This is a genomic window from Pseudomonas sp. C6002 (assembly GCF_013385805.1).
In the GTDB taxonomy this organism is placed as follows: domain Bacteria; phylum Pseudomonadota; class Gammaproteobacteria; order Pseudomonadales; family Pseudomonadaceae; genus Aquipseudomonas.
In genome coordinates this window covers 39289-57799 of record NZ_JACAPH010000002.1, presented here as the reverse complement: position 1 = coordinate 57799, position 18511 = coordinate 39289, and the positions used below count along the sequence as shown (strand labels likewise).

Here is an 18511-nt window from a genome sequence, read left to right as displayed (position 1 = left end):
ATTCTGGAGGGCGCATGAGCGCAGTAGCAAAGAAGGCGCGCCGCGTGACGCCACGCACTCGCCGGGCTGTGATCGGCAGCAAGGGCGGCGAAGCCAAGCAGAAACAGCCCAGCGTTGCCCTGAATGGCGTGCCGTCTATTTCTACTGCTCGAATCGTCTACATGTGGAGCTGGGGGCCTATCGTCGGCCCGGTCGATGGTTTGCGCTCGATCAAGCTGAATGGCACCCCAGCCCAAGCTCCAGACGGCACGATCAATTACCCGGGTTTGAAATGGCAGTTCCGGTCGGGCGAACTGAACCAGACGCGCCTTGAGGGGATTTCGGAGTCTAGCAACGAGATCGATGTAAAAAAGGAACTGCTCTACGGCACGCCCTGGCTGCACACCATTACCAATCCGGTTATCGATGCGGTGCGCCTCCGGCTCAGCTGGCCGGTTCTGCGTAGCCAGGACGCATCAGGCAACATCAACGGCGTTCGCATTGAATACGCCGTGGACATCTCGACCGACAACGGGCCCTACGTTGAGGTCCTGGCCACTGCGGTGGATCGCAAGAACGTCACCGAGTACGAGCGTGCCCACCGCCTCGAACTGCCCACCGGCAGCCGCTGGACGGTCAGGGTGCGCCGCCTAACCCCGAATGCTGGCTCGGATACGGTCGTAGACCAGATGATCGTCAAGGCCATCGCAGAGGTGGTGAACAGCGATCAGGAATACCCGCTGACATCCGTTGGTTGTGTCGAGTACGACGCCCAGACATTCGGCGGCGATATCGCCAAGATAGCCGTGCTGATGCGCGGCCGGATCATCCGCGTCCCGGCCAACTACGACCCTGCGACCCGCACCTATGCGACGTCGGGTACCGGGACCAGCAATGGTATCTGGGACGGCACCTTCAAGGAGGCCTACACCAACAACCCGGCGTTCATTTTCTATGACCTGGTGCTCGATCCCTATTACGGTCTCGGCAACCGGATCGACGCGACCATGGTGGATCGCTGGTCGCTTTACCGCATTGCGCAGTACTGCGACCAAATGGTGCCGGATGGGAAGGGCGGCCAAGAGCCGCGCTTCACCTGCAACCTGTATCTCCAAAAGCAGGCCGAGGCTTACGCGGTGCTGCAGGACCTGGCCTCGATCTTCCACGGCCTGGCCTACTGGGATGGCAGCCAGATCGTGGTCAATGCCGATATGCCTGGCGACCCGGTCTACACGTACAACCAAACGCAGATCCTCAACAACGGTGCCATCAAGTATGAAGGCACCCGGGCACGTGATCGGCATAGCCTTTACACGGTGTCCTGGGACAACCCCAACCAAGGTTTCGAAACCGACAAGGAGCCAGTGTTTGACGATGAAGCCATGGTCGAACTGGGCGGGATCGTGCGCGAGACCGATGTTGGCGCGATCGGCTGCACATCCCTGGGCCAAGCGCAGCGCGCCGGGCAATGGGCGGCACTGACCGAGAAGCTGCAGACACAGGGCGGCGTGTTCCGCGTCGGCCTGGATGGTGGCATCCCCAAGCCTGGGCAGGTCATAGCCGTGGCCGACCCGATGTTGGTTGGCCGCAACAACGGCGGTCGTATTGCTGCGGCAGCCGGGCGAGTGGTTACGCTTGACCGCGACACCGTGGTGCCGGTCGGCGCTCGTCTGCTGGTAAACCTGCCCAGCGGCAAGTCCGAGGGGCGAGTGGTGAAATCGGTTGTCGGTCGCAACGTCACTCTGATGGCCGATTACAGCGAGCAGCCGCAGGCCGAGTGTGGTTGGATCCTCGATTACGAAGACCTGAAGCTGATGCAGTTCTATGTCCGCAACGTAACGCGGCCAGAGTGGCACCAGTTCCAGCTCGAGGTGATCCAGCACGATCCGAGCAAATTCCCCACCATCGACGGCGGTGCAGTGGTGGATATTCGGCCAATCACCGGCATTCCGGTGGGCAGCCAGGAAGCTCCGGCCCGGGTGATGCTCAGCCAGAACGTCGTCATTGAGCAGGGGATTGCCGTCACTGTCATGTCCATTGCCTGGGATGCAGCCCCGGGCGCCGTGGCGTATGACGTTGAATGGAAGTGGGGCGCTCGCGAGTGGATCACAGTGCCGCGTACCGGCGAGCTTATGGTTGACGTGCGCGGCATCTACTCCGGCCAGTACATGGCGCGGGTGCGGGCTGTAAATGCGCTCAACGTGTCATCGATCCCGACCATCTCGGTCCTGACCAATCTGCAAGGGAAGGTCGGCCTGCCGCCGGCGGTGTCGTCCCTGACCACCGCAAGCGAACTGTTCGGCATCGGCATCAAGTGGGCTTTCCCACCTGGCGCCGAGGATACCCAGCGCACCGAGCTGTGGTATGGCCCTGCGAACGATCTGGGGGCTGCTACCAAGCTGGCCGACCTGGCGTATCCACAGGCCGACTACCGCATGCAGTCTCTGTTGGCGGGCGCTCGGTTCTTCTTCTGGGCGCGCCTGGTGGATCGTACCGGCAACATAGGTCCGTTCTATCCGGTGGTGAATGGTGTGATTGGGCAGGCCAGCTCGCAGGCCGGGCCCATTCTGGACCTGATCGCCGGGCAGATCGGCAAAACCGAACTGGCTCAGGAACTGGTCAAGGAGATCGAACTGATCTCCGGCGACGGCCCGGGGTCTGTGAACGATCGCCTGGAGCAGGCCAAGCAGGAATTGGAAGACCTGATAGACCAGATCACGGACGCCCTGGTCTACGATCCGACCAAAACCTATGCCGCCGGCGACGTGGTGCGGCAGGGCCAGCACCTGTACCAAGCTATCGCGCCGGTACCGAAAAACACTACGCCTCCCAATGCCCAGTACTGGTTTGATATCGGCACCATTGCAGAGACAACCCAGGCCATGGCGCTGCAGATCCAGCAGAACAAGGCGTCCATCGACACCGTGGACGGCAAGGTCACTGCCACGACATCGGCCCTGCAATCGCTCCAGGCGAGCTGGAGGGAGGACAGCGGGGAGGGCGACCTGGCGGACGCTCTGAAAGGTTGGGATGCCACCGCAAAGTTCGCTGAGCAGGTCAAGGTTCAGGCCTCGGACAACCGAGCGCTGGTTGAGCGCACCACGTCGCTGGATGCGGCGGTAGGGCAGAACAGGGCCGGGCTTACCTCGCTTGAGCAGGTGGTAGCCACTGAAACCCTTGCTTCGGCGACACGGCTGGATCAGTTGAAAAGCAGTGTCGACGGCAACACTGCTGCGATTGGCAGTGAGGCAGCGACAAGGGCTGATGCCGATAGTGCTCTTGGGACTCGCATCGATCAGGTTGGGGTCACCGTCGGCAATAACGGCGCGGCGATCAGCCAGGAGGAAATCGCCCGGGCGAATGCGGACACCGCGCTCGGCCAAAGAATCGATAAGACACAGGCGAAGGTCGATGAAAACTCGGCAGCCGTTCAAACGGTTACCGATTCCCTGGCCGACACCAACAAGGCCGTCGCCTCACAGTCCACCACGCTTCAAGCAGTTGTGGGCGGCGGGCGGGACGGTACCGACGAGGGCGACCTGGCCAGCGCAATCAGCGAGGTGAAGAACAAGGCTGCGATTCAGGTAACAGCAAGGGCTCAGGCTGATACCAATGGAAAGCTTTCCACCATGTGGTCCGTCAAAATGCAGGTCAATGCCAACGGTCAGTATGTCGCCGCCGGTATCGGCCTGGGTATCGAGCAGAACGCCGATGGCTTGTTGCAGAGCCAGTTCCTGGTGAGCGCTGACAGGTTTGCCGTGGTGAACACCCTGGCCGGTGGCGGGTTCGTTACTCCGTTTGTGGTGCAGGACGGGCAGGTGATTATCGATACCGCGCTGATCAGTCGGGCGTTTATTCAGGAAATCGTGCTGGGCATGACGCTGCGTTCTGAGACTGTCGATTCCAAGGGCCGGCCACTGCTGGAGATCAACGTGAAGGCAGGGACATTCACGCTCCGTGGTGAAGGTGCTGGCGGTTCAACTCTGCTTGATAGCACTGGGCTGGCTGTGTACGACGGAAACGAGAAGCGTCGCGGGAAATTCGGGAGACTGTCTTAATGGACGAATATGGCCTGGGAACGTGGGACGAAAACGAGGTCCAGCTGCTTGGGCCTGCGTCATTCACGATGAGGGTGGTGCTATCCACCCTTGTTACCTTCGCCAGCGGCGGGGGAGCTTCGACTCAGTCATTTAGTGTTCCTGGCTGCACGCCGGCAAACAGCTTTGCGGTAATCGTGCCTGTAGCTGCGTACAACGCAGGCAATCAATTGCACCAAGTTCAATTTGAGCCAGAGATGTTGGATGGCTCAGTGCGAGTTTGGCGGGGTCACCGAACGGCTGTTAATGGCCTTTATGCATTCGGAACTCAACGACTTATCGTCTCGAGGTTTAGGTGATGTCCTACGGGTTTGAGTTCATCAATAATTCGGATGTAGTAACGGTTGATTCGGAGTTTGCTCGTATTGTGGTTCTGTCGAAAGGGCGCTTTGTTCCAACCCAAGAATCTGGAATGGGGTCGATGACATATTTCGATAAACCAGTAACCACTCAGGAGCCGCCGTTGGTTTTCGTAAAGCCCGATCGTGTTGCGGCCGTCGCTGGCCTTTGCAGGGTCCTGATTACGGGGTCACCTGGTAACTGGACGGGCTTCTACGTGAGGGCCTACAACAATGCTACCGCACAGCCAAATGGCAACTACTTTGTGGCCGCATTTCAGGTGAGCCCCAGTTCTGGATATGGAGCCCAGCTGTTTGATGGGAATGAAAGTCTGATTTTTGACGCGGGAAGCCCCGTCGCCGTATTCACGAAATCCTATCAGTCTTGGTCATACGTAACGTCTGGCACCGACTCTCAGGGATTGCCGATGGTTTATTTCAGCGTCCCGTTTGATTTTTCTTCGCCCGACTACATGCTGATTAACAACCTCGGCATGGATATGGCTGGAGCACAAACACGAGATGTCAGCCTTTATTGTTGGTGGGATTTCCCTGGTAACCGGTTATGGGCGATCACCATTGGCGCAACAGCAATGAGCACCCTGTACTTGCCTGCCGTTTTTGCACGTAGCCAAGCGTAGGTCTTACTTCATATAGAGCCCGCCTCGTGCGGGCATTTTTTTGCCCGGAGAAAAACATGCCTTGGTATAGAGCCGGCACAGTTGCAGTTACATTGAATTCAAATACGGTCACTGGCACAGGCACATCGTTCAGTGCCAACGGGCGCGTAGGTGATGCATGGACTGGGCCCGATGGGCGCTGGTATGAGGTGACCAACATCGCCAGCAACACGGTGCTGACCATCTCGCCGAACTACCTGGGGGCGTCAGTCTCTGCGGGTACGTACGCCCTGGCTCCGATGCAGGGCTACGTAAAGGACTCAGCCGATCAGCTCCGGCAGATCGTCAACCAATGGGGCGCCACCCTGGCCGGCCTGGGTACGGTCTCCACGCAAAACGTGGTTCCTGTGGCCATGGGCGGTACCGGCGGCACCAGCCAGGCTACAGCCCGTGCTGGCTTAGGGCTTGGTAGCGCGGCGGTGGCCGCGATCGGGTATGACGACGGGAATGTGGCGAGCTCTTATGCAGTCGGCAGAACGCGCACAAGCGTGGTTCAAAGCTGGTTGACGAACGCTGTACATGGGCTTGATCCAAACCTCTATCCGCCTGGTTCTCCGAGCATGCCCAGTGGCGGTACTGGCTATTGGTATAAACAGATTTTCAGGCATTCGGACGGATCTAATCGGCTCACAATCGCATGGCCTTATGGTCTGGCTGGCAATTCGGGCACCATCAAATTTCAGTCGATTTACGACGGTGCCACAACGCCCTGGATTGAGCTGTACCACACCGGGAACACCACTCGCGCCGCTGACGGCACACTGAAGGCTATCTAATGACCACTCGCGCAGCAGTAAACATTCTCGGTGCCGACGGCGCCGTCATCGATGTCACGTCTTTGGGCGTTAGCACCATCACCACCGAGCACCCGGGCCCTGGGCAGTATCTGGTGCACGGAACGCTCGGCATGGTTCCACCGCCAGAGGGCTGGGGCTATGTGCTGAATCAGGTCGACGCGGCTTGTTCGGTAGACATCGGTTACAACGAGGGCGTGCTGGCTGTCAGCGTGGCCAAGGATGGTGAGCCCGCCGACTTGGTGCACAGCATCACTTTGCATGTGGCCGTGGACTCCTTGCCCGTCCAGGTGGTGCCGGAGCTGACAGCTCCTGCAGCTGACCCGCTGGAATTGGCTCAGGCCGAGATCACCCGGCTGCGGGCCGTCGCTGACTACGCGATCGCGCCACTTCAGGACGCCGTGGATGTCGACGAAGCCACGGACGCAGACCTCGCGGCGCTCAAGTCCTGGAAGAAATACCGAGTAGCGCTGAGCCGGGTTATTGAGCAACCGCAATACCCGGATGCCATTGAGTGGCCCGTGGTGCCCGTGTAACTGCCAAACGTTTACCGCCACCCGCCTTGAGCGGGTTTTTTATTGCCTGGAGAAAAGCATGCCGATCACCGAAACCCGAGGGGTGCGCAACCGCAACCCCGGAAACATCGATTACGTTCCGGCCAACCAATGGCAGGGCCAACTCAAGCCAGACCCGGCCATCGAGAAACGCTTTGCCCGGTTCGATACGCCGGAGAACGGTATCCGCGCCCTGGGCAAGTTGCTGCTGACCTACCAGCGCAAGCACGGGCTCAAGACGGTGAAGGCGATCATCAGCCGATGGGCACCGTCCGTGGAGAACGACACCGCTGCATACGTCCGCGCAGTCGAAGCGAACACCGGCACCCAGCCCGGCGCCGAGATTGATCTGGCCCAGGCTCCGGTAATGGCCGGTTTCGTCAAGGCGATCATCCACCACGAAAACGCGGGCTATGCCTATCCCGACGCGGTGCTGGCGGAAGGCGTGCGGCGGGCGCTGGCATGACGCCGGTGCAGAAGCTGGCCGGCCTGGTAGTGCTGGCCCTGTTGCTGATGGTGGCCGCCGCTGGCATGACCTGGCAGGTGCAGGATTGGCGGATGGGAAAGAAACTCGAGGAGCAGGCCGGCCTGCACAAGGATGACCTTGCAGCGATCAGTAATGCCGCCGCCGCCCAGGCCCGCGTCGAGCAAGACAAGCGCCTGGCCACCGAGCGGCAACTGGCCGCCTCCGACCAACAACACACCAAGGAATTATCCGATGCCCAGCGCAACCAGGCTCAGCTGCGTGACCGCCTTGCTACTGCTGATGTGCGGCTGTCAGTCCTTCTCGATGCCACGGATTCAGCCAGTGGCTGCGACGTGCCTGCCGCCCCCGGCGCCGTCGGCGTGGTTCATGCAGCCCGTCGAGCCCAACTTGACCCAGCGCATGCTCAACGAATTATCGCCATCACCGACGCCGGCGACCAAGGATTGATAGCGCTGCGGGCGTGCCAGGCTTACGTCAGGACTGTGGCCCCCTGAGCACGCTCAACTCCAGCAGGAGCCGTTGATTCTCTCTGAACAGATGGTCGCGCTGCTCGGTAACCAGGTCGATAGGGCGAAAGCTTCCTGCCTCAGCAGGCTCTTGGCTCTTCCCGGATATGCGTTCTAAAGCGTCCTTGAGAGAGCGCTCGGCACGAGCTTTGGCAATAAGCAGCGCGTCATTCATTTGCACGAGGCCGGCTATATTTGCCCGTGACTTGGCCAGGTGGAGCTGCAGGTCGCTTATCTCGTCCTCGAGCATGGCCGCATGATGTTTGTACATTTCCAGGGGCGAAGGGCATCCAAGCCACTCGCAGGTGTCTTCATCGATGTTCATGGGGTGTGCTTCCGAATGCTGTATGTTCATACAGTAATCGAGGCGAGTCAGGTTTGGGAGTGGTGTTCGTCGGCAGGACGCCGGTGGTGGGATTTCGTCTTTGAATTTCTTCCCCAAAACGCAACCGTTTGGACCAATGTTTATTGGGTTCAGAAGAGTCGCAAAAGTGGGTGTTGTATGATGGCGTTTTCAGGCTCAAAGCCTTGATATTAAAGGCTTTGAGCGTTTCTTATGCGGCATCCCAGGCTTTGATGCCGAAAAGGTGCAACGTTTTGCTTGAAGCGGTCAAGGAATTGCCCCCCTTTGGGCTCACGCAGATTAAAGGTCACGGATTATGCCATGGCCAGCGGCTTTCGGCGCCGCTCGTCACACTTACGTTTTGCTCGTGTGCGACTTTTGTGCAAAGGCCATCGCGCAGCATAGGCGGCTAATATGGCACTTCAACGGCGAGTTGTTGCCTGATGTGTGTTGTTGCAAGTTGATTGTCTGGGAATCCCGCGTTATGCAAACCGCCTACACCGTACTTATCCTGCTGATGCTGGTCAGCGTTTCGCGCCTTGTCGGGCGTGTGATCCCACTGCCGTTGCCACTGGTGCAGATCGCCGCCGGTGCGTTGCTGGCCTGGCCGACCCTGGGGCTGCATGTCGCCCTGGACCCTGAGTTGTTTCTTTTCCTGTTTCTGCCGCCGCTGCTGTTCTCTGATGGCTGGCGCATGCCCAAGCGTGAATTGTGGCGCCTGCGCGGGCCGATCCTGACGCTGGCGGTGGGGTTGGTGCTGTTTACGGTGGTGGGGGCCGGTTACTTCATTCACTGGTTGTTGCCGAGTATTCCCCTGCCGGTGGCCTTCGCCCTGGCGGCCGTGTTGTCGCCGACGGATGCCGTGGCGGTGTCGGCCATTTCCCAGAACCGCTTGCCGACGCCACTGATGCACATGCTCCAGGGCGAGGCGTTGATGAATGATGCCTCGGGCCTGGTGACCTTCAAGTTCGCCCTGGCGGCGGCGCTGACCGGCGTGTTCTCGTTGGCGGATGCGAGCCTCACCTTTGTGCTGGTGGCCGTGGGTGGGCTGGCGGTCGGTGTGGCGTTGAGCTGGCTGGTCGGCCGCCTGCGTGCCTGGATGATCGCCCGGGGCTGGGACGACCCGGCGACGCACGTGGTGTTCATGTTGTTGCTGCCATTCGCCGCCTACGTGCTGGCGGAACGCCTTGGCGCCTCGGGCATCCTGTCGGCGGTGGCTGCGGGCATGATGCAAAGCTGGCTCGACCTGCTGCCGCGCCAGACCAGCACCCGGTTGCTCAACCGCAGCGTCTGGTCGCTGCTGGAGTTTGCGTTCAACGGCTTGATCTTCCTGCTGCTGGGCCTGCAACTGCCGGACATCATCAAGGCGGTGGTCAGCCATGAGCCGACGCTGTGGCCGACCTTGTTGTATCGCTGCCTGGACGTGATCGCGATTTTCCTGGTGCTGGTGGTGTTGCGGTTTATCTGGGTGCAAAGCATCTGGCGACTGTCGGGTTTATTGCGCCGGATTCGTGGGAAAAGTGAGCTGACGCTGGTGCCCACCGCGCGGTCCTGCTGGTTGCTGACCGTCGGTGGCGTACGCGGTGCCGTGACCCTGGCGGGTGTGATGTCGGTACCGTTACTGCTTGCGCCGGGGCGGGATTTTCCCGAGCGCGACCTGCTGATCTTCATCGCCGCCGGTGTGATCCTGCTTTCGCTCGTCGCGGCCTGCATCGCTTTGCCGCTGCTGTTGCGCGGCATCGAGAAGAGCCCGGATGAGAAACGCCACAATGAAGTGCGCGAGGCCTGGAAGAAGACCGCCGTGGCGGCTATCCATGCCCTGGAAGCCGAAGAACCCGCTGAAGCTGCACCCCAGGATGCCGCCCAGGCAGCCTTGGCCGCCGAGCTCAAGGCGCGGTTGATGTCGGAGTATCGTCATCAACTGGAAGTGTTCAACGATTCGGCCGAAGCCCAGGCGCTGGCGTTGCAGATGGATCAACTGGAACGCAAGTTGCGGCTCAAGGCCCTGCGGGCGCAGCGTCTGGAACTGTATAGCCTGAGCCGTCACCATCAGATTGGTGATGATGTGCTACGGGAGGTGTTGGCGGATCTGGATATGAGCGAGGCGAATCTGGGTCATATCAAATAACACCGCGGTGCTTGCTTGTGGCGAGGGAGCTTGCTCCCGCTGGGCTGCGTAGCGGCCCCAAAAAAGCGGGAGCGCTGCGCACTCCAGCGGGAGCAAGCTCCCTCGCCACATTCAGCGCAGTTATTTATTGCGGGTAATAAAGTCGCGAATCCGCGTCGCCGCTTCCACGCACTCCGCCAGCGGCGCGACCAGCGCCAGGCGCACACGCCCGGCGCCCGGGTTGACCCCGTCCACTTCCCGCGACAGGTACGAGCCCGGTACCACGGTCACGTGTTCTTCCACGAACAAGTCCCGGCAGAACGCCGCATCGTCGCCCTTCACGTTCGGCCACAGGTAGAAGCCGCCGTCCGGGTTTTGCACGTCCAGCACCGGCTTCAGGATCGTCAGCACGGCATCGAACTTTTCCCGGTACAGATCACGGTTGGCCTGCACATGGGCTTCGTCCTGCCAGGCAGCAATGCTCGCCAGTTGGGTTTGCACCGGCATCGCGCAACCGTGGTAGGTGCGGTAGAGCAGGAAGCCCTTGAGGATATCGGCGTCGCCGGCCACAAAGCCCGAACGCAGGCCCGGCAGGTTGGAGCGCTTGGACAGGCTGTGGAACACCACGCAACGCTTGAAGTCCTGGCGGCCCAGTTCCACGCAGGCGCTGAGCAGGCCTGGCGGCGGGGTTTGTTCGTCGAAGTACAGCTCGCTGTAGCACTCGTCGGCGGCGATCACGAAGTCGTATTCGTCGGCCAGGGCGATCAGCTTTTTCAGGGTGTCGACGGGAATCAGTGCACCGGTGGGGTTGCCTGGCGAGCACAGGAACAGGATCTGGCAGCGTTTCCAGATGTCCGGCGATACCGCGTCGAAATCCGGGTTGAAGCCGTTTTCATCCAGGCACGGCAGGTAATGCGGCTTGGCCCCGGCGAGGAACGCCGCCCCTTCGTAGATCTGGTAGAACGGGTTCGGGCTGACCACCAGCGCGTCGTCGCCGCGGTTGACCACGGTCTGGGTGAAGGCGAACAGCGCTTCACGGGTGCCGTTCACCGGCAGGATGTTGCGCGCCGGGTCAAGCCAGCCCTTGGGCACGCTGAAACGGCGTTCACACCAGGCGCCAATGGCTTCGCGCAGGGCGGGAATGCCCAGGGTGGTGGGGTACACCGCCATCTGGTCCAGGTTGTTGGCCAGCGCCTCGGCGACAAACTGCGGGGATTTGTGCTTCGGCTCACCGATGGACAGGGCGATGGGGCGTTTGTCCGGGTTCGGCGTGACGCTGCCCAGCAGGACGCGCAATTTCTCGAACGGGTAGGGCTGCAGCTGGTTCAGGGCGTTGTTCATCGATAAATCTCGTTCAATTCATTGGAAGCTGAAAATGGGCGGTCGGTCAGATGCTCAAGCGTGACATCTCGACGCCGGTCTCCTGATTGACGCTCAACTGCTGGACGATGGCTTCCTGCAAGCGTCGGCACAGTTCAGGGTCGGAAAGCGGCTGGTTGTCGGCATCGGTAATGAAGAACACGTCTTCCACCCGCTCGCCCAGGGTCGCAATCTTGGCGTTCTGCAACGACAGGTCGAACTCCAGGAATATCGTGCCGATCCGTGCCAGCAGGCCCGGGCGGTCCGGCGCGCTGAGTTCCAGCACCGTCACCGGGCGCTGGGCGTCGTTGTGGATGGTCACCTCGGGGGCAAAAGCAAAGTGCTTGAGCTGGCGCGGCACCCGGCGCTGGATGATGGTCGGGTAGTCGTCAGGATTGCGCAGCGCGTCGGTCAGGCCTTTGCGGATCTTTTTCACCCGCTCCGGGTTGTCGCCGATGGACTCGCCTTCTGTGTCGAGCACGATGTAGGTGTCGAGGGTGAACTGGCTGCTGGAGGTGATGACCCGGGCGTCGTGAATGTTCAGGTTGAGCTGGTCCATCGCCGCCACGGTCACGGCGAAGAAGTCGTGCTGGTCGGGTGCGTAGATGAAGATCTGCGTGCCACCCTCGAACTCGCGCTGGGTGGTTTCCTTGATCAGCACCAGCGGCCCGCCATCGGCCGGCTGCTGCAGAATCGCGTCGCTGTGCCAGGCCACGTCGCCGGCGGTGTGGCGCAGGAAGTAGTCGTCTCCCAGTTGCGACCAGAGTTGCTCGACGTCGTCCGGGTCATTGCCGCCACGCACCAGAATATCCAGGGCCGCGCTTTGGGTGCGGCGGATCTGTTCTTCGCGGTCCACCGGGTTCTCGAGGCCGCGACGCAGCGCGCGCTTGGTCTCGGTGTAGAGCTGGCGCAACAGGCTGGCGCGCCAGGAGTTCCACAGCGTCGGGTTGGTGGCGTTGATGTCGGACACGGTGAGCACGTACAGGTAGTCGAGGCGGGTTTCATCGCCGACGGCCTGGGCAAAATCGTGGATCACCTGCGGGTCGGACAAGTCCTTGCGCTGGGCGGTGGTGGACATCACCAGGTGGTTCTGCACCAGCCACACGATCAGGCGGCTGTCCCACAGCGGCAACTGGTGACGCTGGCAGAACGCTTCGGCGTCCACTGCGCCAATTTCCGAGTGATCGCCATGCCGGCCCTTGCCGATGTCGTGGTACAGGCCGGCGAGGTAGATCAATTCCGGCTTGGGCAGACGCGCCATGAGCTTGCTGGCCAGCGGGAATTTCTCTGACACCTGGGTGTACTGCAACTTACGCAGGTGCTTGATCAGGTTCAGGGTGTGGGCGTCCACCGTGTAGATGTGGAACAGGTCGTGCTGCATCTGCCCGACGATAAAACCGAACTCCGGCAGGTAGCGCCCCAGGATCCCGTAGCGGTTCATGCGCCGCAGGTTGCGGTGGATGCCGATCTTGCACTTGAACAGCTCGATAAACAGGCTGGTATTGCGGATGTCGTGGCGGAAATCGTCGTCGATCAGGTGACGGTTTTCCCGCAGCAGGCGAATGGTGTCGGCGCGTACGCCCTTGATTTCCGGCTGCTGGGCCATCAACACGAAGATTTCCAGCATGGCGAACGGCGTGCGTTTGAATACGTTGTCGTTGCGTGCCTCGATGTAGCCATCGTGGAGCTGGAAGCGCGCGTTGATCGGCTGCGGCGGTGCTTCGTCTTCCGGGGCCAGGATCACTTCTTCGAAGTGCTGGATGATCAGGTCGCTGAGCTGGGCAATGCTCATCACCACGCGGTAGTACTGCTGCATGAAGCTTTCGATGCTGGTCTTCGCGTCTTCGCCTTCAAACCCCAGCAGGGTGGCGATGGAGCGCTGGTGGTCGAACAGCAGGCGGTCTTCGGAGCGCCCGGCCAGCATGTGCAGCGCGTAGCGCACTTTCCAGAGGAATTCCTGGGAGGAGGCCAGCAGGGCGTTTTCGCTCTCCACCAGGAAGCCTTCCCCGGCCAGGGCGCGCAGGTTCAGGGTGCCGTACTGGCGACGGGCGACCCACAAAATCGTCTGGATGTCCCGCAGCCCGCCCGGGGAGCCTTTGACGTTGGGTTCCAGGTTGTATTCGGTGTCGTTGTACTTGTGGTGCCGGGCTTTCTGCTCGGCACGCTTGGCCAGGAAGAAGTCCTTGCTTGGCCACATGTGCGCGGTGCTGGTGACTTCCAGCATGCGCTGGCGCAGGCGCTCGGGGCCGGCGATGGTGCGGCTTTCCATCAGGTTGGTGATCACCGTCAGGTCGGCGCGGGCTTCCTGGGCACACTCGTCCACCGAGCGTACGCTTTGGCCGACTTCCAGGCCGATGTCCCACAACAGCGTCAGAAAACGCTCGATGGAGTCGCGAAAGATCTCGTGATCGGCGCTGTCCAGCAAGATCAGCAGGTCGATGTCGGAGTAGGGGTGCAGTTCGCCACGGCCGTAGCCGCCGACCGCCACCAGGGCGATATCGGCGTCTTCACTCCAGCTGAACTGTTCCCAGGCCTTTTGCAGGATGTTGTCGACGAACCAGGCGCGGTCCTCGATCAGCCGGCGGATATCGCGGCCGGTACGAAAGCGCCCGTCGAGCACCTCGCGGGCCTGACGAATGGCCTTCTTGAAGGCGGCGATGGGGCTGGCCTTCAGTGCCAGTTCCGCCTGGAACTGGCCACGGTCGAAGAGTTCGGGATCCACCTGGGGCATCGATCGGTTTTCCTTTCTATCTATGGGTCACAGCGTCGCTATTAGAAAACCGGTGCAAACATTACGCCGAAACGCGGGGAATCGTGTCGTCGGCACGCAGGGTGAAGATCTCGTAGCCGGTGTCGGTCACCAGCAGGGTGTGTTCCCACTGCGCCGAGAGCTTGCGGTCCTTGGTGATGGCGGTCCAGCCGTCGCCCAGCACCTTGGTATCGGCCTTGCCCTGGTTGATCATCGGCTCGATGGTGAAGGTCATGCCTGCCTTGAGCTCCATGCCGGTGCCGGCGCGGCCGTAGTGCAGGATCTGTGGCTCTTCGTGGAACACCTTGCCGATGCCGTGGCCGCAGAACTCGCGCACCACCGAGAAGCCGTTCTTTTCAGCGTGCTTCTGGATGATTTCACCGATGTCGCCCAGGCGGCAGCCAGGCTTGACGATCTCGATGGCCTTGTACATGCATTCCTGGGTGACTTGCGACAGGCGCTCGGCCCAGACCGGCACGGTGCCGACGTGGAACATGCGGCTGGTGTCGCCGTGGTAGCCGTCCTTGATGACGGTGACGTCGATGTTCAGGGTGTCGCCGTCCTTCAGCGGCTTGTCGCCGGGAATCCCGTGGCACACCACGTGGTTGATCGAGGTGCAGATCGACTTGGGGAAACCCTTGTAGTTCAGCGGCGCAGGGATGGCCTTTTGCACGTCGACGATATAGTCGTGGCAAATGCGGTCCAGCGCTTCGGTGGTGACGCCGGGCTTGACGTGTTCGGCAATCATTTCCAGGACGTCGGCAGCCAGTTTGCCGGCAACACGCATGCCAGCGATATCTTCGGCGGTTTTGAGGGTGACGGTCATACAGGCTCTCTCTAGCGCGACGCGCTGAAATCAATACGGTTTACGGGTGTGCGACAAAAGGTTGCAGAATTCGCACAAGCCCAAAAAACGCGATTCTAGCAGACGCAAGGGTGAAACCATGAGCGTCTGGCGATCGCTTCTGTCTATAAGGATGGGGGCATTCTGGCTCTATTCAAAGGCTTAGGCAAAAGCGACTGACGGCAAATGTGATTGCGGGTTTCGTTTTTGCAAGCTCTGTGGTATAAAATGCGCCGCTTTCCGGGGATACCCCGCAAAGCTTAAATCCACACACGTGTCGACACGATGACCTGGGTGCCGGAGGCGAATGCCGCTGGTTGGTCATTGGGATACGTGGAGGCCAAACCCGACTTATTAAGGAACTATCATGTCCCAAGTCAACATGCGCGATATGCTGAAGGCCGGTGTGCACTTCGGTCACCAGACCCGTTACTGGAACCCGAAAATGGGTAAATACATTTTCGGCGCGCGTAACAAGATCCACATCATCAACCTTGAAAAAACCCTGCCAATGTTCAACGAAGCTCTGACTTTCGTAGAGCGCCTGGCCCAGGGCAAAAACAAGATTCTGTTCGTCGGCACCAAGCGTTCCGCTGGCAAGATCGTTGCTGAAGAAGCAGCACGTTGCGGTTCGCCGTACGTCGATCACCGCTGGTTGGGCGGCATGCTGACCAACTTCAAAACCATCCGTGCTTCCATCAAGCGTCTGCGTGACCTTGAAGTGCAAGCCGAAGACGGTACTTTCGCCAAGCTGACCAAGAAAGAGGCGCTGATGCGCACTCGCGACCTGGAAAAGCTCGATCGTTCCCTGGGTGGTATCAAGGACATGGGCGGTCTGCCTGACGCACTGTTCGTTATCGACGTTGATCACGAGCGCATCGCGATCACCGAAGCCAACAAGCTGGGCATCCCGGTTATCGGCGTAGTCGATACCAACAGCAGCCCGGAAGGCGTTGACTACATCATCCCAGGCAACGATGACGCAATCCGCGCTATCCAGCTGTACATGGGTTCGATGGCTGACGCTGTAATCCGTGGTCGCAACCACGTTGCTGGCGGTACCGAGCAGTTCGTTGAAGAAGCTCCGGTAGCTGCAGCTGAGTAACTGACGCCTTGGCGTTGACTCAGTAAGCAAAAAGGGGGCTTGGCCCCCTTTTTGCCACCTCGAAAACCATTTGTCGGCAGCGCAGCTACAACATTTGTAACGTGCAGCGGCCTACAAGGGTGGTTCGGGAAGAATTGATCGCCCGTTCAATCGGGTGGAATGGTTGAAAACCTATCCAAGAGGATTTTGAAAATGGCAGAGATTACTGCAGCGTTGGTTAAAGAACTGCGTGAGCGTACCGGCGAAGGCATGATGGATTGCAAAAAGGCCTTGACCAAGGCCGGCGGCGACATCGAAAAAGCCATTGATGACATGCGTGCTTCGGGCGCCATCAAGGCTGCCAAGAAAGCAGGCAACGTCGCTGCTGAAGGCGCCATCGCAATCAAGGAAGACGGCAAATCGGCCGTTATCCTGGAAGTTAACTCGCAGACCGACTTCCTGGCCCTGCAAGACGACTTCAAGAACTTCGTCGCTGCCAGCGTTGAAAAAGCATTCGCTGACAAGCTGACCGACGCCGCTCCGCTGATCGAAGCTCAAGAAGCTGATCGTCTGGTTCTGGTGGGTAAAGTGGGCGAGAACGTTAACATTCGTCGCCTGACCCGCGTTGAAGGTGACGTTGTGGGTGCTTACCTGCACGGCAACAAGATCGGTGTTGTGGTTGCCCTGAAAGGCGGCAACGTTGAACTGGCCAAAGACATCGCTATGCACGTAGCGGCCAGCAACCCTGAATTCCTGCTGCCATCGGAAGTTTCTGCTGAAGCCATCGAACGCGAGAAAGCCGTGTTCCTGCAGCTGAACGAAGAGAAAATCAAAGGCAAGCCTGAAAACATCGTTGAAAACATGGTCAAGGGCCGTATCAGCAAGTTCCTGGCTGAGGCTTCCCTGGTTGAGCAGGCGTTCGTCAAGAACCCTGAAATCAAGGTTGGCGAACTGGCCAAGAAAGCCGGTGCTGAAATCGTTTCCTTCACCTACTACAAAGTAGGCGACGGCATCGAGAAGCCGGTCGACAACTTCGCTGAAGAAGTTGCTGCCCAGCTGGCTGCCACCAAGAAGTAAGACAGTTTTTAACTGTCGCCCAAAAGAGGCTGCCCGCTTACGCGCGCAGCCTCTTTTCAAATGGGGTGATCGATTTTTATTGGTTTCCCTTTGGAACTGGCTTACAAAGCCGTGTTCCGATGGCGCTGTGACAGCGTCAAGCTAGAGTGAACGCAGGCCGTAAACGGCTTGCCAAGAATTTTCAAAAAATACGCCGCAGGAGAGATTCGCAATGGCTCAGCAGGGCAGTGGTCATCAGGCTCGCTATAAACGCATTCTACTCAAGCTTAGCGGCGAGGCCCTGATGGGCTCGGAAGAGTTTGGGATCGATCCCAAAGTACTCGATCGCATGGCGCTGGAAGTCGGCCAACTGGTCGGTATCGGTGTCCAGGTCGGTCTGGTGATCGGCGGCGGCAACCTGTTCCGTGGCGCGGCACTCAGCGCTGCCGGCATGGATCGGGTGACAGGCGACCACATGGGCATGCTGGCCACTGTGATGAACGCCCTGGCCATGCGTGATGCGCTGGAACGCGCCAATATCACCGCGATCGTGATGTCGGCTATTTCCATGGTTGGCGTAACGGATCACTATGATCGTCGCAAGGCCATGCGTCACCTGGATGCCAAGGAAGTCGTGATTTTTGCGGCCGGTACCGGCAACCCATTCTTTACCACCGATTCGGCAGCTTGCCTGCGTGGTATCGAGATCAACGCGGACGTGGTGCTCAAGGCCACCAAGGTTGACGGTGTCTACACTGCAGACCCATTCAAAGACCCGCATGCCGAGAAGTTCGATCATCTGACTTATGATGAAGTACTGGATCGCAAGCTGGGCGTGATGGACCTGACGGCAATTTGCTTGTGCCGCGACCACAAGATGCCGCTGCGCGTATTTAACATGAACAAGCCCGGCGCCCTGCTGAACATCGTACACGGCGGCGCGGAAGGGACTCTGATCGAGGAAATCGAACAATGATCAACGAAATCAAAAAAGACGCTCAAGAGCGCATGCAAAAATCCCTGGAATCCCTGAACCATGCGTTTGGCCAGATTCGTACCGGCAAGGCCCACCCAAGCATCCTGGGCAGCGTGATGGTGCCTTACTACGGCGCTGATACCTCGATCACCCAAGTGGCCAACATCACTGTAAAAGATTCGCGCACCCTGCAAGTCGTTGCTTTCGAGCGCAACATGCTCGGCGCCGTCGACAAGGCCATCCAGAGCGCCGGTTTGAACCTCAATCCGACCAACCTGGGCGAGTTGCTGCTGATCTCCATGCCTGCCCTGACCGAAGAAACCCGCAAGGGCTTCACCAAGCAGGCGCGCAGTGCAGCAGAAGACGCACGTGTTGCCGTGCGCAACATCCGTCGTGATGCCTTGGGTGACCTGAAGAAGCTGGTCAAGGACAAGGAAATCAGCGAAGACGAAGAGCGCCGTGCCGTTGCTGATATCGACAAGCTGACTAAAGATGCCGAGGCCCAGATCACCAAGGCCACGGAAGATAAAGAAAAGGACCTGATGGCCGTATAAGGGG

At 59.8% G+C, this 18511-nt stretch carries 14 protein-coding genes and 1 pseudogene; 11 read left to right on the top strand and 4 right to left on the bottom strand.

What is annotated here, in order from left to right; genetic code table 11:
• The first annotated feature begins 14 nt into the window (after nucleotides 1–14).
• The 6 genes and pseudogenes from HX817_RS00750 (at nucleotide 15) to HX817_RS00725 (ending at nucleotide 7423) form a co-directional block, all read left to right on the top strand.
• Nucleotides 15–4037, top strand: a complete 4023-nt coding sequence (locus HX817_RS00750; RefSeq protein ID WP_177039616.1) for a DUF1983 domain-containing protein — start codon at nucleotides 15–17, stop codon at nucleotides 4035–4037.
• 337 nt (nucleotides 4038–4374) lie between these two features.
• Nucleotides 4375–5055: a hypothetical protein gene (locus HX817_RS00745; protein WP_177039615.1), complete on the top strand. Its 681-nt coding sequence runs from the start codon at nucleotides 4375–4377 to the stop codon at nucleotides 5053–5055.
• 56 nt (nucleotides 5056–5111) lie between these two features.
• Nucleotides 5112–5427: pseudogene (locus tag HX817_RS31230) on the top strand (phage tail protein); the annotation flags it as partial.
• A 574-nt stretch (nucleotides 5428–6001) separates the two neighbouring features.
• Entirely contained in the window at nucleotides 6002–6424 is a 423-nt protein-coding gene (locus HX817_RS00735) for a tail fiber assembly protein (RefSeq protein ID WP_256348627.1), read from the top strand.
• A 58-nt stretch (nucleotides 6425–6482) separates the two neighbouring features.
• Nucleotides 6483–6908, top strand: a complete 426-nt coding sequence (locus HX817_RS00730) for a structural protein (RefSeq protein ID WP_177039612.1) — start codon at nucleotides 6483–6485, stop codon at nucleotides 6906–6908.
• Complete coding sequence (locus HX817_RS00725; RefSeq protein ID WP_177039611.1) at nucleotides 6905–7423, top strand: lysis system i-spanin subunit Rz; 519 nt, start codon at nucleotides 6905–6907, stop codon at nucleotides 7421–7423. Before HX817_RS00730 ends, HX817_RS00725 begins: the two co-directional genes overlap by 4 nt.
• On the opposite strand, the gene HX817_RS00720 is transcribed toward HX817_RS00725, so the two are convergent.
• The gene (locus tag HX817_RS00720; RefSeq protein WP_177039610.1) at nucleotides 7404–7760 is read right to left on the bottom strand and encodes a hypothetical protein; all 357 of its coding nucleotides are present in this window, start codon (nucleotides 7758–7760) and stop codon (nucleotides 7404–7406) included. The genes HX817_RS00725 and HX817_RS00720 overlap by 20 nt on opposite strands.
• Before the next feature lie 502 nt (nucleotides 7761–8262).
• On the opposite strand from HX817_RS00720, the gene HX817_RS00715 reads away from it, so the two are divergent.
• Nucleotides 8263–9906: a Na+/H+ antiporter gene (locus HX817_RS00715; protein WP_177039609.1), complete on the top strand. Its 1644-nt coding sequence runs from the start codon at nucleotides 8263–8265 to the stop codon at nucleotides 9904–9906.
• Nucleotides 9907–10026: 120 nt separating this feature from the next.
• Here the strand turns inward: HX817_RS00715 and dapC are convergent, their stop codons facing one another.
• The 3 genes from dapC to map all read right to left on the bottom strand — a co-directional run bounded on the left by dapC (nucleotide 10027) and on the right by map (nucleotide 14819).
• Entirely contained in the window at nucleotides 10027–11226 is a 1200-nt protein-coding gene (gene dapC, locus HX817_RS00710; RefSeq protein ID WP_102368226.1) for a succinyldiaminopimelate transaminase, read from the bottom strand.
• A gap of 46 nt (nucleotides 11227–11272) precedes the next feature.
• A complete protein-coding gene (locus HX817_RS00705) occupies nucleotides 11273–13975 on the bottom strand; it encodes a [protein-PII] uridylyltransferase (RefSeq protein WP_003219334.1) in 2703 nt (900 codons plus the stop codon).
• Nucleotides 13976–14036: 61 nt separating this feature from the next.
• A complete protein-coding gene (gene map, locus HX817_RS00700; RefSeq protein WP_003219332.1) occupies nucleotides 14037–14819 on the bottom strand; it encodes a type I methionyl aminopeptidase in 783 nt (260 codons plus the stop codon).
• Nucleotides 14820–15204: 385 nt separating this feature from the next.
• Between map and rpsB the strand changes: the two genes are divergently transcribed.
• The 4 genes from rpsB to frr all read left to right on the top strand — a co-directional run bounded on the left by rpsB (nucleotide 15205) and on the right by frr (nucleotide 18507).
• Entirely contained in the window at nucleotides 15205–15942 is a 738-nt protein-coding gene (gene rpsB, locus HX817_RS00695; RefSeq protein ID WP_003219330.1) for a 30S ribosomal protein S2, read from the top strand.
• Between the two features lie 192 nt (nucleotides 15943–16134).
• Nucleotides 16135–16998 (top strand): translation elongation factor Ts, encoded by an 864-nt coding sequence (gene tsf / locus HX817_RS00690; RefSeq protein WP_008432237.1) that lies wholly within the window; start codon nucleotides 16135–16137, stop codon nucleotides 16996–16998.
• A 211-nt stretch (nucleotides 16999–17209) separates the two neighbouring features.
• A complete protein-coding gene (gene pyrH, locus HX817_RS00685; RefSeq protein WP_003219327.1) occupies nucleotides 17210–17953 on the top strand; it encodes a UMP kinase in 744 nt (247 codons plus the stop codon).
• On the top strand, nucleotides 17950–18507 hold the full coding sequence (gene frr / locus HX817_RS00680) for a ribosome recycling factor (protein ID WP_003219325.1): 558 nt from the start codon (nucleotides 17950–17952) through the stop codon (nucleotides 18505–18507). The genes pyrH and frr overlap by 4 nt, the downstream gene beginning before the upstream one ends.
• The last annotated feature ends 4 nt before the right edge of the window (nucleotides 18508–18511 follow it).